This window comes from Streptomyces zhaozhouensis (assembly GCF_900230195.1).
GTDB classification, from domain to species: domain Bacteria; phylum Actinomycetota; class Actinomycetes; order Streptomycetales; family Streptomycetaceae; genus Streptomyces; species Streptomyces zhaozhouensis.
Map to the genome: position 1 here is coordinate 1 of NZ_OCNE01000032.1, position 13177 is coordinate 13177.

14 protein-coding genes and 1 pseudogene are annotated in these 13177 nt (G+C 70.7%); 5 read left to right on the plus strand and 10 right to left on the minus strand.

Features of this window, described 5'->3' with window-relative positions:
• From CRP51_RS27270 to CRP51_RS29855, 3 genes and pseudogenes are all read left to right on the plus strand, one after another.
• The coding region (locus CRP51_RS27270) for an RHS repeat-associated core domain-containing protein (protein WP_212616024.1) at positions 1 to 2584 on the plus strand (2584 nt) is incomplete at its 5' end.
• Positions 2581 to 3021: a hypothetical protein gene (locus tag CRP51_RS27275; RefSeq protein ID WP_097234038.1), complete on the plus strand. Its 441-nt coding sequence runs from the start codon at positions 2581 to 2583 to the stop codon at positions 3019 to 3021. The genes CRP51_RS27270 and CRP51_RS27275, both read left to right, overlap by 4 nt.
• A 234-nt stretch (positions 3022 to 3255) precedes the next feature.
• Positions 3256 to 3763, plus strand: a pseudogene (locus CRP51_RS29855) (transposase family protein); the annotation flags it as partial.
• On the opposite strand, the gene CRP51_RS29860 reads toward CRP51_RS29855, so the two are convergent.
• Positions 3694 to 4005 carry a hypothetical protein gene (locus CRP51_RS29860; protein ID WP_141514686.1) on the minus strand — a complete coding sequence of 104 codons (312 nt, stop codon included), beginning with the start codon at positions 4003 to 4005 and terminating at the stop codon, positions 3694 to 3696. The pseudogene CRP51_RS29855 and the gene CRP51_RS29860 sit on opposite strands and share 70 nt — an antisense overlap.
• Before the next feature lie 79 nt (positions 4006 to 4084).
• Positions 4085 to 4408, minus strand: a complete 324-nt coding sequence (locus CRP51_RS27290) for a hypothetical protein (RefSeq protein WP_097234040.1) — start codon at positions 4406 to 4408, stop codon at positions 4085 to 4087.
• 464 nt (positions 4409 to 4872) lie between these two features.
• On the opposite strand from CRP51_RS27290, the gene CRP51_RS27295 reads away from it, so the two are divergent.
• Positions 4873 to 5823, plus strand: coding sequence for a bacteriocin fulvocin C-related protein (locus CRP51_RS27295; protein ID WP_097234041.1), 951 nt, complete (start codon positions 4873 to 4875; stop codon positions 5821 to 5823).
• Positions 5824 to 5924: 101 nt separating this feature from the next.
• Here the strand turns inward: CRP51_RS27295 and CRP51_RS27300 are convergent, their stop codons facing one another.
• From CRP51_RS27300 to CRP51_RS27320, 5 genes are all read right to left on the minus strand, one after another.
• Positions 5925 to 6185, minus strand: coding sequence for a hypothetical protein (locus CRP51_RS27300; protein ID WP_245880839.1), 261 nt, complete (start codon positions 6183 to 6185; stop codon positions 5925 to 5927).
• 217 nt (positions 6186 to 6402) lie between these two features.
• Positions 6403 to 6963 (minus strand): phosphotransferase, encoded by a 561-nt coding sequence (locus CRP51_RS27305; protein WP_097234043.1) that lies wholly within the window; start codon positions 6961 to 6963, stop codon positions 6403 to 6405.
• Between the two features lie 39 nt (positions 6964 to 7002).
• Positions 7003 to 7587 carry an HhH-GPD-type base excision DNA repair protein gene (locus CRP51_RS27310; RefSeq protein WP_097234044.1) on the minus strand — a complete coding sequence of 195 codons (585 nt, stop codon included), beginning with the start codon at positions 7585 to 7587 and terminating at the stop codon, positions 7003 to 7005.
• A 102-nt stretch (positions 7588 to 7689) separates the two neighbouring features.
• The gene (locus CRP51_RS27315) at positions 7690 to 8568 is read right to left on the minus strand and encodes an LLM class F420-dependent oxidoreductase (RefSeq protein WP_097234045.1); all 879 of its coding nucleotides are present in this window, start codon (positions 8566 to 8568) and stop codon (positions 7690 to 7692) included.
• A gap of 127 nt (positions 8569 to 8695) precedes the next feature.
• Positions 8696 to 9562: a glycoside hydrolase family 16 protein gene (locus CRP51_RS27320; protein ID WP_097234066.1), complete on the minus strand. Its 867-nt coding sequence runs from the start codon at positions 9560 to 9562 to the stop codon at positions 8696 to 8698.
• Between the two features lie 267 nt (positions 9563 to 9829).
• Here CRP51_RS27320 and CRP51_RS27325 point away from each other — a divergent pair, with 267 nt between their 5' ends.
• Positions 9830 to 10081, plus strand: a complete 252-nt coding sequence (locus CRP51_RS27325) for a hypothetical protein (protein WP_097234046.1) — start codon at positions 9830 to 9832, stop codon at positions 10079 to 10081.
• Positions 10082 to 10702: 621 nt separating this feature from the next.
• On the opposite strand, the gene CRP51_RS27330 is transcribed toward CRP51_RS27325, so the two are convergent.
• The 3 genes from CRP51_RS27330 to CRP51_RS29060 all read right to left on the minus strand — a co-directional run bounded on the left by CRP51_RS27330 (position 10703) and on the right by CRP51_RS29060 (position 12959).
• Positions 10703 to 11575, minus strand: a complete 873-nt coding sequence (locus tag CRP51_RS27330; RefSeq protein WP_097234047.1) for an RNA polymerase sigma factor SigF — start codon at positions 11573 to 11575, stop codon at positions 10703 to 10705.
• Positions 11576 to 11781: 206 nt separating this feature from the next.
• Positions 11782 to 12564, minus strand: a complete 783-nt coding sequence (locus CRP51_RS27335; RefSeq protein WP_097234048.1) for an RNA polymerase sigma factor SigF — start codon at positions 12562 to 12564, stop codon at positions 11782 to 11784.
• A gap of 233 nt (positions 12565 to 12797) precedes the next feature.
• Positions 12798 to 12959 (minus strand): hypothetical protein, encoded by a 162-nt coding sequence (locus tag CRP51_RS29060; protein WP_170970705.1) that lies wholly within the window; start codon positions 12957 to 12959, stop codon positions 12798 to 12800.
• Between the last annotated feature and the right edge of the window lie 218 nt (positions 12960 to 13177).

A 13177-nucleotide genomic window follows, 5' to 3' on the forward strand; every position in this document is an offset into this window, starting at 1 on the left:
CAACGACAGCTACCAACTCACCGCCGAAACCAACCCCCTCGGCCACACCACCACCCACACCTGGGACCGCTACGACCACACCCTCACCACCACCAGCCCCCTCGGCCACACCACCCGCTACGAATACGACGAGCGCGGCGACCTCACCTCCCTCACCCGCCCAGACGGGTTGCGAACGGAGTGGGAGTACAACGAGCTGGGGCTGCCGACCACAGTGAGACAGCCCGACGGCGCGGTCTGGCGGCAGACATACGACGACGCGGGCAATCGCACCACCCTCCTGGACCCCACCAACCAGGCAACTCGCTACACCTATCATCACCACGGCGGCTTCGCCTCCATAGAGACTGGCGACGGCGCCGTCACCCGGGTCACTTGCGCCCCGACGGGTCTGCCCGTCTCGCTTGTTGATCCGCTGGGAGGGGTGACCGGTTGTGTTCGGGATGCTTTCGGGCGAGTAGTGGAAATCACCGATGCCGCTGGCGGCGTCAGCCGCATCAGCAGGGCCGTGGAGGGATGGCCTCTCCAACAGGTGGACCAGTTGGGCAACCAGCAGTACTGGGTCTGGGACGCCGAGGGAAAATGCCTGTCCCATACGGACGAGAACGGTGGAGTCACTCGCAACGAGTACGGTCCATTCGACCTGCTCACAGGCCGCGTCGATTCGGGTGGCGCCCGTTATGTGTTTCATCGTGACACAGAGCTGAGAGTCGTTGCGATCGTCAACCCACGGAACGACGTATGGCGCTACACCTACGACCCAGCCGGCCGACTTGTGCGGGAGGAGGACTTCGATGGCCATTCCATCGACTACCGGCTGGATCCTGCAGGACAGCTCGTAGAGCGGCGTAACGCACTCGGCCAGACCGTCACATACGCTTATGACGAGTTGGGGCTCATCTCCGAGAAGCAGGTCGACGGAATTAAATCCACCTTCCGTCACGATGCCCAGGGACGTCTGATCTATTCCGCCAACCCGGACGCGGAGCTGGTGATTGCGCGTGATGCGTTGGGCCGTGTCACGAGGGAATCGGTCAACGGAAGGTCTCTGGTTCAGGAATATGACCCCGTAGGTCGACCGCTTCGCATGAGCACCCCGGGCGGCCGGGTGGCCAACTGGTCCTACGACCTCCTGGGACGCCCCCTCGCACTCGACTCCGCGGGTGAGAGTATGGCCTTCGAATACGACCACGTGGGTCACGAAGTAGGCCGTCGCTTGGGCGCCGACTTCGGCCTGACCCAACAGTGGGATTCTGCAGGACGTCTGATCGAGCAACAACTCTCGGCTGGTGAACGTCCTCTCCACAAGCGTGCCTTCTCTTATCGTGCCGACCACTTTCTCACCTCGATCGACAACGGCGTCGAGGGCAGTGTCGCCATCGAGTTGGACGCGATCGGCAGGGTTACGGCCATGACTGGTCCAGCCCGGACAGAACAATACAGCTATGACGTTATGGGAAACCTGGTGCGTTCCGAGCGAGCGACGGGTGAAGCACCAGAAGAACTCACTTACCAAGGCACGAAAGTGCACAGGGCTGGACGCTACCGGTACAGCTACGACGCGGCTGGGCGCACTGTTCGCCGACAGCGGGTTCGCCTTTCGCGAAAGCCGGACAGTTGGCAGTATGAGTGGGATGCCGAAGACCGGCTGGTGCGGACCATCAGTGCCGACGGCACGCTGTGGCGATATCGATACGACCCGCTGGGACGACGCATAGCCAAAGTGCGCCTCAACGAGGAAGGGGCAGTAGCCGAGGAGATCCTCTTCGTCTGGTCGGGGACCGTGCTCACAGAGCAGGCTTCGACGATGGGCCCTGGACAGGGCTCTACCCTCACCTGGTTCTACCAGGGAACGCGCCCCCTGGCTCAGATCGCATCCGGTGGAGAGGTGGCGGTGGAGGCACTCCCCTCCCAGCAGGAGACTGACCAGCACTTTTTCGCCGTGGTCACCGATCTGGTAGGTACACCGACCGAGTTGGTCACGGCTGGCGGGGAGATCGTCTGGCAGAATCAGTCTTCTTTGTGGGGGCTTCCGCAGCGCAGCCTCGACTCGGAGACGGTGCCGCTGCGTTTCCCCGGGCAATACGCGGACAGGGAAACCGGCTGGCATTACAATTATCATCGCCATTACGACCCGGACACAGCTCGCTACACCACTCCCGACCCCACAGGGCTGTCTCCGGCGCCGAACCATTATGCGTACGTACACAACCCTCATTCGTGGTGCGATCCACTGGGCTTGGCCCCGCATCCGCCGGACAACCCGAGCAGTACCCCGCCGTCCCGTCCGCAGCCGACTGGCGAGGCGTTCCCGGACCGGCCGCTTCCCCGAGACCGGCATGGCAACCCGCAACCCGACGTTCCGTTCCCGCACACCCAGCTCGGCCGCCGGACCGGGCGCAGAGACAGCTACCCCCAAGCTCGTGAGTTCGATGGTGATGGTAATCCCGTGCGAGACATCGACTTCACTGATCACAACAGACCCGCCAACCATGAGAATCCGCACCAGCACGACTATCAACCCAACCCCACCGGCGGCACCCCCCAGCGTGGTCCTGCTGTCCCCCTGGAGTGGCCGTCATGAGCGAATCCCTGCGTATTCCCATGTGGGCCGGCAAAAGCCTCATCGGCCTGAACGATATTCTCTCCGTGGTGCCGGTCAATGAATGGGAATGGCGGCTCTGGGATTTTTTCGGGACCGGTCAGGCGCCGGAAGGTAGCCCCATGGCGGAGTTCGAGCAGAGAGTCACAGAGACGCCTGAGGGGGTGGGTTTCAACTGGCCGGAGATCGCGAACTTCGCAGCAGGATTGGACCAGACCCACGACTGTCTCCTGACTGCAGCCCAACCCCACATGGGTCCCACCCCTGCCCAGGTGAGCGACAGCAACTGGGATGCCTGCCTGCTGGTCATCTCCGCGGAGGACAGCACGGAGTGGAGGCTTTGGGCGCGACTCGACGCGGAACTGAACACAACGCTCGTCTCCGCCTGGCGCGCCTTGGCCCGCTGCTCCGAGACGTGACCCGCTGCAGGTGCGCAACGCGAAGTCCGCGCGCAGCGCCGGCTCCTTGAAGTAGCGGCCCTGCCGGGCGCTGAAGATCAGCGTCCCTCTCGCTGACACGGGCGAAGAACTCAGACGGCTCGGTGCGATCAGGACCCGCTGTGCCATGTACGGCGTCCGCGACAGGACCCGCGCCTCGGGCCTCACGCCCCCCGCCCCGTTCTCTGCGGCAAGCGCCCCACAGACGAGCAGCAGCTCACGCTGCAACGCCGTCGACATCCGAGGCGATCAGGTCGAGACCGCCGACCGGGCAAGATCGTTGCCCGCTGGCCGGGACACATGGCTCACCTGGACGAAAGTCGGCCGGATCCTCGACGGCGGGGGCTGGCGGATCCACGGTCGCAACAGCGTTCAGGCCAAGGCTGCGGGTCGAGCAAAGGCGGCCGGAGTGAAGCGCGGATACGTCTACCTGCACTCGAACGTCGACAGCCACTCCCGGCTCGCCTACACCGAACCGCTGGATGATGAGAAGGGTGCCACCGCGGCGTCGTTCCTCGCCCGAGCGAAGGTTTGGTACGCCGCCCACGGCATCGATCACATCCAGCGGATCGTCACCGACGACGGCGCCTGCTACAGATCCGGCGACTTCGCCGGGATCGCCGGCAACCAGTCCAGACACCAGAAAACCAAGCCCTACACGCCCCGCCACAACGGGAAGGTCGAGCGGTCCCAGCCGCCCGCCCGTACGTGGCAGAGCAGGCGTGGGGACGCGGCCGGCAGGTGGGGGTTGATCGCGGCCTCGCGCTGCTGGGTGCCGGTTTGCGGGTGGTCGGTGGGCACTCCCTTGATGAACAGGGTCGAGCCGGCGGTGCGGACGGTGGCGGCGATGCCCGAGTTCAGGCCGGCCGGTGCGGTCTCGGCGTGGAGGACGCGGCCGACGTGCTGTTCGACGGCGTGACGGGCGTCGAGCGGAAGGTCGTCCCAGTGGATACGGGTGACGGGCATGGGCGGGCGGGTTTCCTGTGGCGGGACATGCGCCGCCCCGACTCTAGCCTCGACCGGCTCGCCGGTCGGGGCTTCGTCGTTATTCAGGGGCGCCGATGGGCCAGGTGAGGTGGAACGGGGGCCCCGGGGTTGTCGGGGTCCAGCCGTGGTGGAGGGCGTGCTCGATCGCCTGTGCCACGTCGCGCGGGAGCACGGGGCGGGCCGCGCGCCCCAGCCAGTTGCTCGGGTGCGGCTGGTCGGTGGTGACGACCAGGGTCGTGCCCGGGGTCCCCGCGTGCTCGGCCGCGAACGTGCAGGGGGTCCAGGCCATGCCCTGGACGTAGGTCGGGCGTCGGCGCACCCGCCATCGGAAGGCCGTGCCGTTGACGACGACGCGTCGGCTGCCCTTGCGGGGAAGTGCCATGGTTCCTCCTCAACGTTCCCAGGGTGCCGGAAGGTTCGCCCCCTACGCGCGCCGACGTGTGCCGCGGAGCGGAACTTCGCGAACCGTGCCGGGTATCCCGGGAGGCGACGAAGGGGCGACGCGTTCTGGGTTGTCCTCGGGCGGTCGCGGTGGTGTCGACACGTTCGCCTGCCGCGAGGCGGGGTCGGCCGGTGAGAGGCGACCCGCGTGCGGCGAACGCGGCGGGGCTGGTTGCGGAACGGGGGCGCGCGGGGTGGGCAGGGCGCTGTTGAAGGCACCCGCGCGCTCTGGTGAGGGGAGGGTGGGGCGGCTGAGGATGGGCAGGTCAGCGCGTGAGCATTACGGAGGGTGAGCGCGGATGTCGGTCGGTGCGGTGCGGTGGGTTCTGGCCTTTGACGGCTCGTGCGCGAACTGCCGGGAAGTCTCGTCGGCGGTGGGCCGGGGCGTGCGACGGTCGGGTCGAGGTGCTGCCGCTGGAGCACCCGGAGGTGGTCGGTTGGGCGAGGGCGCGTAGGAGGGCGCCGACGCTCTTCGCCGTCGACCCCGGGGGCGAGGCGGTGGGCGCCTGGAGCGGGGCGGCGATGGCCACGCGGCTCGGATGGCGGCTCGGACTACGGCGCTCCGTACGGGTGTTGGGCGCGCTGGGGCGGCTGCGGCGGGAGGCGCGGGGGCGCCCGGAGCCCGTGCGGCCGGGGGCGGGTGGGCGGTGGCGGAGCGGGGCGCGCTTGTGGCGGGAGGCGCGGGGGCGCCCGGAGCCCGTGCGGCCGGGGGCGGGTGGGCGGTGGCGGAGCGGGGCGCGCTTGTGGTGGGTGGTCGGGGGCCTCGGGGTGGCGGCGGGGATCGTGCTCGCCGGGCGGACGCCGGCGTTCGCCGAGCGTTCCTGTGCGGCGGCCCGCGCGTGGGTGGCCGAGCGGGGTGCGGCTGCACCGACGCGGTTCGCCGAGATCATCCGCTATCCGATGACCTACCGCCGCGCGCTGTACACCGCGCTGACGCCGGAGTTGAAGTCCCGCTTCTGGCTCGACCACCTGCGGTCCTACGCGGAGACCAGGCCGGCGTTCTCTCCCGAGCAGGCCGGGGTCCACCACGGGGTGCTGCTGCTCGCCTCCGAGCCCCGGCACTTCGACGCCGGGCGTCAACCGATCCGGCGGGCCCGGGAGTTGCGGGAGTCGGCGGAGGCCGCCTTCGGGAGGGAGGCGGCTCGGGAGCTGATAGGGAGCCTGGGGCCCGCGGTGCCGGGCAGCGCGCCGGTGTCCGTGCGGCTGGCGGCCCGGCCGACCGGCGAGTGTGCCGAAGGAAGCGACTGGTGTGACGCGGGCTTCGGGTGCGGTCGGCGCGCTCCCGACTGCGTCTTTCGGGACGGCTGCGGAGACCTGGGGTTCTATGTCTGCGACGGCCTCTGCCTGGTGGCGTGAGGGGGACTCATCGCGATGAGGGATGGGTGGCGTGACGGCCCGTGGAGGCGTGAGGGCTGGAGGCGTGGGGGCTGGTGGCGTGGGGGGAAGCGGCGCGGGGGTCAGCGAGTGCCGCGCACGGCGCGGCGGTTGGCCTCGGCGACGCGGGCGCGCAGCGACTCGCTGGCGCTGATCGGCCGCAGATCCTCCGGGTTGGCCGTCCACTCGCGGCCGCCGCCCGGGGGCCGCAGATACACGCGTCCGGAGAGGTGGGCCATGACCCGGCCGACCTGGTCGCTGGTGACGTCGCGTGCCATGGTGCCGATCTCCAGGCCGGGAGCTCCCGGGCCTCGACGGTCGGGGCTGTGGGGGTCGCTGCTCATGCGCCGGGCTCCGGAAGCGTGGACGGTATGCCGCCTGATGTCGGCTTGGTCACCCCCTACCATGCCCGAACCACGAGGGAGCAAAAGGTCCGGGTCTGCTCTCAGAGCAAAAATTGAGGTTGCTGGCGCCCGCTGTCGCGCCGTCGCGTCAATGGGTGGCCGGCGCGCCACGGTGCGCGTCGGACGCCACTCCCGGTGCACGGTCGGGCGCGAAGGGTCAACGGTCGCCCTTGGCGCGCCCCGGCGCCCGCGCGGCCTGCTCGGCGAGCCGTTCCAGGGCGCGGTCGAGGGTGCGCTTCTCGGCGGCGTCGAGCGTCGGGTTGGCGCGCCTGAGGTCGCCGGCCCAGGTCAGCTCCGCCTCGGTGAAGGGGGGTTGGCCCTCGCCGCCGCCCGCCGGGCGCAGATGGTCGAGCAGCGCGGTCAGCACGGGCCCGGCCGCCGGATAGGGTCCCGCCGCCGCCTCGGCGAGGATCAGCGCCGAGACGGCACGGTCCCGGCCGGGGGGCCGGTTCTCGCGCGCGTTGCACCAGTCGATGACGACGGGGCCGCGCGCCGTCCGGAGCACGTTCTCCGGGTGGAGGTCGAGATGGACCAGGCCGCCGGGCAGCGCGTGGAGTCGGTCGAGCAGCCCGGCCAGGGTCGCGCCCGTCGCCTCGGGCCCCGCGTCCCGTCCGTGCCGGTAGCGGCGCAGCACCCGACCGCCGGGGAGCGCGTACACATCGGCCGTGCGCCCCGAGGCGAGGAGGCGTCCGGCGGGGGCGCCGTTCTCCGTTCCCATGGTGCGAGGGTACGGGCCCTTCCGGAGGGCCCACCCGGGCTACTTCGACGCCTCCTTGGCCACCTGCTTCGCCCGCTGCTTGGACTCCCTGACCCGGGCCAGGGATTCGGGTCCGGTGATGTCGGCGACCGAGCGGTACGAGCCCTCCTCGCCGTAGGGGCCGGCGGCCTCGCGCCAGCCCTCGGGGGTGATGCCGAAGCGCTTGCCCAACAGGGCCAGGAAGATCTGTGCCTTCTGCCTGCCGAAGCCGGGCAGGGCGTGCAGCCTCCTGAGGAGTTCGGCGCCGCTGTCGGCCCCCCGGGTGAGCGCGCCCGCGTCGGCCTCGTAGTGGGTGACCAGATGGCGGCAGAGCTCCTGGACGCGCTTGGCCATGGAGGTGGGGTAGCGGTGGATGGCCGGCTTGGTCGAGAAGAGCGCGGCGAACTCCTCCGGGTCCATCGCCGCGATCCGCCGCGCGTCGAGGTCGTCCTCGCCGAGCCGGGTGGCGAGCGTGTACGGGCCGGTGAACGCCCACTCCATGGGCACCTGTTGGTCCAGCAGCATCCCGACCAGTGCGGCGAGGGGGCTCCGGCCGAGCAGGGCGTCGGCCTCCGGGTGCTGGGCGAGATGCACATCAACGGTCATAACGCCCATCATGGCGCACCGCCGCGCGCACGGGCGCGTCTCCCCGGGCGGGCGCCGTTCGCCGCCGTGGCGGAAACCGCGCGCCGCCCCGGGGAGCCCGGGTCAGCGCGGCAGCGCCGGGGCCAGCGCGCGGAGAACGGTGAGCGGCAGCTCCCGGCCGACGTGTTCCGTCACCACCTGGAGCGCCACGTGGTCGGCGCCGGCCGCGAGGAACGCGTCGACCCGGCGCCGCACCGCGTCGACGTCCCCGAGCGCGAAGACCTCGGACAGCAGCCGGTCGCTGCCGCCGCCGTCGAAGTCCTCCGGCGCGAAGCCGAGGCGCTCCAGGTTGCGCGTGTAGTTGGGGAGTTGGAGGTAGCGCGACAGATAGGCGCGCGCCGTCTCGCGCGCCCGCGCGAGGTCGGTGTCGACCACCACCTTCAGTTCCGGCGCCAGCAGCGCGTCCGGTCCCAGCGTCGCGCGCGCCCCGGCCGTGTGTTCCTCCGTGACCAGATAGGGGTGCGCGCCCGCCGCCCGGTCGCGCGACAGCTCCAGCATCCGTGGCCCCAGCGCGGCGAGTACCCTGCGGTCGGCCGGGACCGGACGGTCACCCGCGTCGAGGGCGTCCAGGTAGGAGACCATCGCCGCGTAGGGCCGCCGGTAGCGTTCGCCGGCTAGTGCCGCGTGGCTGACGCCGAGACCGAGCACGAAGCGGTCGCCGTGCGCGTCCCGGAGCGCCGCCGTCTCACCCGCCACCGCCGCCGGCTCGTCGTCCCAGATGCTGGCGATGCCGGTGGCCAGCCACAGGGTGGAGGTGGCCGCGAGCAGCGGCCCCGCCAGTCCGACCCGGGGGCTGCCGCCGAGCCAGAGGGCGCCGTAGCCCAACTCCTCCATCTCTCTCGCCCCGTCGACGAACTCCGGGGTCGGGGCGCCGTCGTCCCCGGTGAGCGTGGACTGCCAGACCCCGACCGGGCCCAGCTCCGTTGCCAGGTTGTGTGCCATGTGCCGGGGAACGGTCCCGGCGGCGCGCGCTATTCCGGTCGGCGCTGGGCCGTTCGGCTGGTTCCGGACCCTCCCGGGGAGCGGCCGCCCCGCCCCCGGGACGGTGATGCCGGGGGCGGGAGGACGGTCAGCCGGTGGTGACGCTGACGTAGTCGACGACCATCTGCTGCGGGAACGAGGTCGAGTCGTCCGGCGGGCCGGGCCAGTTGCCGCCGACCGCGACGTTGAGGATCATGAAGAACGGCTTGTTGAAGACCCAGGCGTCGCCGCCGAGATCGGCCGGCGTCAGCTCCTGGTAGACCTGGCCGTCCACCGACCAGACGAGGGAGTCCGGCGCCCAGTCGATGGCGAAGGTGTGGAAGTCGTCGGCGAAGATCTCGCCGTTCGGCAGCGAGTAGCTGGCGCCGATGCCCTCGCCACCCGAGTAGCCGGGCCCGTGCACGGTGCCGTGGACGGTGCCCGGCTCGTGCCCGACCATCTCCATGATGTCGATCTCGCCGCTGTCCGGCCAGGGAACGCCGGGGAAGTCGGAGCCCAGCATCCAGAACGCCGGCCAGATGCCCTGCCCCTGCGGCAGCTTGATGCGCGCCTCGACGCGGCCGTACTCGGCGGCGAACGTGCTGGAGGTGTTCATCCGCGCCGAGGTGTACTCGCAGGTGCCGTAGTAGCACTGGTGGTTGGCGGCGCCCTCCTCGGTCGCCGTGATGACGAGGTTGCCCTCGCCGTCGAGTTGGGCGTTGTCGGTGCCCTCCGTGTAGTACTGCAGCTCGGCGTTGCTCGCGTTGTCGCCCGGGTCCATCTGCCACTTGGAGCTGTCGACCGGCGAGCCGGCCGCGCCGTCGAAGTCGTCGACGAAGACGACCTCCGTGGGCCGCACGTCCGTCGGCTCGGGCTCCGCCTGGGCGTTGGCGGCCAGCAGGGAGGTCAGACCGAGGGCGAGGACCGTTCCGCCGGCGAGCCAGCGGCGGGTGGGGGAACGCCTGGCACCGCTCATGGACATCACATCCAGGTGTCGTGTTCGTGGGGGGCCTTCATTGCACAGGCGCTGCACCTGCCCCGCAAGAGAGCGGGGCAGGTTCCGGAACCGGCCGAAGACCGCTCCGCCGAAAGGCGGGTGAACGGTGTGAAAGCTGGCGGATGCGTCGGCAACGGTCCCGGCTGCCCCGGTCGCCCGGCGCACCGGCCCGGCGCACCCGCCGGGCCACGAAAGGCCGGTGACCGGCTGTGCCGAGACGGGCGGTGTTCGCTAGGGTCGGCAGGCATGGCGCACAATCCCCAAGCACCCCAAGGCCCCCAGGGCCCGCAGGACGTCGACCCGGCCGGCAGCACGCAGATGTTCCAGGCCTTCGTCAACGACGGTCCCACGTCCGGCCCCTCGTCCGCCGGCGCGGGCCCGGCCGCTCCGCACTCCCCGCACACCCCGGCCTCGTCCGGGCCGTCGCTCGGCCTGATCGTGGGCGGCGTGGTGGGCGTCGTCGTGCTCGCCGTGGTCGCCTGGCTGTTGCTGGGCTGACGGTTCGGGCACGCCTCCGACGAGAGGGCCGAAGCGGCGTCAGCCGGCAAGGCGGCTGCCGAGGCGGGAGTGGGTACGCGCACGTCGCATGACGGCGTGCGCGGCGGTCGCGGGCGCGCACCGGCGCCCGTCGCGGGTTCGCGCGCCGGCGCGAAGGCGCGGACGGCGCGAAGGCGCGGAGGCTCAAAAGCCGCGCTCCGGAAGCGGCGCGGCCCCCGTCGGCCGTGGTCGTGCGGCCGCCGTGTCATCGCCGTTTCGACGCCGGCGCCCGGGCTTCTCCGTGCCTGGGTGTCCGTGCGTCCGTGGAGCTGTCTCGGTCATTCTGCGAGCGGAACCATGCGTGGGTCGGTCCGCCGCGGTCGTACTCGGTGGTTCCGAGGGATCGGACCTTTCGCGGGATCGGTTGTTTCGCGGGATCGCTCGTTCTGCGGGATCGGTTGTTCTGCGGGATCGGTTGTTCTCGACGGATCTGTCGTCAGCGCTCGCCGGGTCGTGCCCGGTCGTGCGGTCGTCTCCGTGCGCGCCCTGATCGGTCACGCCCGACGTGCGGAACCGGCGAGCGGTCCTGCCCGGAGGCCACCGCTCCCCTCGGACCGGCGGCCACCCCGCCGGTCCCGTCCCTCACTCCTCGGCGGTCAGCCCCTCACGCAGCTGCTGGAGCGTGCGCGTGAGCAGCCGGGAGACGTGCATCTGGGAGATGCCGACCTCCTCGCCGATCTGCGACTGCGTCATGTTCCCGAAGAAGCGGAGCATGATGATCCGCCGCTCCCTGGCCGGCAGCCTCGCCAGCAGCGGCTTGAGCGACTCCCGGTACTCGACGCCCTCCAGCGCGGTGTCCTCGTACCCGAGGCGGTCGGCCAACGAGCCCTCGCCGCCGTCCTCCTCGGGGGAGGGGGAGTCCAACGAGCTGGCGGTGTAGGCGTTTCCCACGGCCAGGCCGTCGACCACCTCGTCCTCGGTGACGCCGAGGGCCGAGGCCAACTCGGCCACGGTGGGGGAACGGTCGAGCCGCTGGGACAGCTCGTCGCTGGCCTTGGTGAGCGCCAGCCGCAGCTCCTGGAGCCGCCGGGGGACCCGGACCGACCAGGAGGTGTCGCGGAAGAAACGCTTGATCTCGCCGACCACCGTCGGCATAGCGAACGTCGGGAACTCGACGCCGCGTTCACAGTCGAAACGGTCGATCGCCTTGATCAGGCCGATCGTGCCGACCTGGACGATGTCCTCCATCGGCTCGTTCCGGCTGCGGAACCTGGCCGCCGCGTAGCGCACCAGCGGGAGGTTCAGCTCGATCAGCGTGTCCCGCACGTAGCCGCGCTCGGGGCTGTCGGCGTCCAGCGTCGCCAGGCGCTGGAAGAGGGAGCGCGAGAGCGTGCGGGTGTCGAGGTTGTCGGTCTCGGCGGGAGCCGCGTGCGGCACCGAGGCGTCGGGCGGCGCGGGATCGTGCGGCGTGCCGGCTGTGGTGAGCACCTTGGAGCTGCCCAGTTCTACGGACATGCCACCCCCTTGAGGTCGGCGGGACGGGTCGCGGCGGACACCTCAGGCATGACTCCACGAGAGGCACCCTCTCGTGGATACCGGAGCTGCCGCCTTGCCAAACGCGGTTCCAACAGAATGTCACATGTCATCAACGCGATGTAGCTTCATGTCGATAAAACGGCACAGCAGGGGCCTGAGTTCCCGGAGTTGGTCCTTCGTCCGGCTTAGCTCTCGATCGGATTTGCGGAGCGCAGCCTGGTGACGGAGCGCGCCAGCAGCCGGGAGATGTGCATCTGCGAAACACCGAGTTCGTCGCTGATCTGGGACTGCGTCAGGTCCCGGTAGTAGCGCAACACCAGGATGCGCTGCTCGCGTTCCGGGAGTTGCACGAGCAGATGCCGTACCAGCGCCCGGTGTTCGACGCCGGCCAGCCCGGGGTCCTCGTAGCCGAGCCGGTCGATCGGGCTCGGCGCGCCCTCCTCGTGGTCCCTGGCCGCCTCCAGCGACGAGACCCGGTAGGCGCGTCCGGCCTCCATGCTGGCCAGCACGTCCTCCTCCGGCAGCCGCAGCCGTTCCGCCAGCTCGCCGGTGGTCGGCGAACGGCCCAGCGTCGCCGTCAGCTCCTCGCCGGCGGAGCAGACCCGCGCCCACAGCTCGTGCAGCCGGCGCGGCACGTGGACGCCGCGCACGCTGTCGCGGAAGTAGCGGCGGATCTCGCCCACGATGGTCGGCAGGGCGAACGTGGCGAACTGCACCCCCCGCGCGGGGTCGAAGCGGTCGATGGCGTGGATCAGGCCGATCGTGCCGACCTGGACGATGTCCTCCATCGGTTCGTTCCTGCTGTGGAAGCGCAGCGCGGCGTAGCGGACCAGCGGCAGGTTCGTCTCGATCAGCGTCTCCCGGACGCGGCTGTGCTCGGCGGTGCCGGCCTGGAGCCGGGCGAGCCGTTCGCAGAGCGACTGCGTGAGCACGCGGGACCTGGCGCCTTCGGACTGCGTCACCGCCACCTGCCGACCACCCCTTCACGGTGCACTCGCCGCAAAAGCAGTCATAGCATCACAAGACATGCGCACGGTGTGCAAGCACCCGTTCACGACGTGTTGGTCATGCGAAAGGAGTCGAGGGCCTTCGGTCAATTCCGGTGTCGCGCGGGCGAGTCAGGAAGTGGCCGAGAAGCGGCGGGAAGGGGGCGTGAGGCGCCCCCGGGGTCCGCTGGAACGGTTCAACGCGTTCCGCGCGTTCAGCGGTTCAACGGCGCCAGCAGTCCGTCCGCGGCGTCGGCCAGCGCGGTGAAGGCCAGCTGGACGAACTCGCCGGACCGCGCGGGCTCGCTCAGCACGGAGTAGACCACGCCGACGGCCAGCAGATAGAGGCCGATCCGCCTCGCCAGTGCCAGGGACATGTCCACCTCCGAGGACCGCAGTGTAGCCACCGCTCACCCGGACGGCCCACAGGTCGACGGCCCCGTGCCGCCTCGGGGGAGGGGCGGCACGGGGCCGTCGGGTCATAACCGGTCACTCAGCGAGCAGGCAGTGGACGCGAACGCGCGAAATCGCGCGGATACGCACACGCCGCGAACGCTCGGCGAGCGGCCGCCGCGCGGTCGGCAGGCGACCGCGC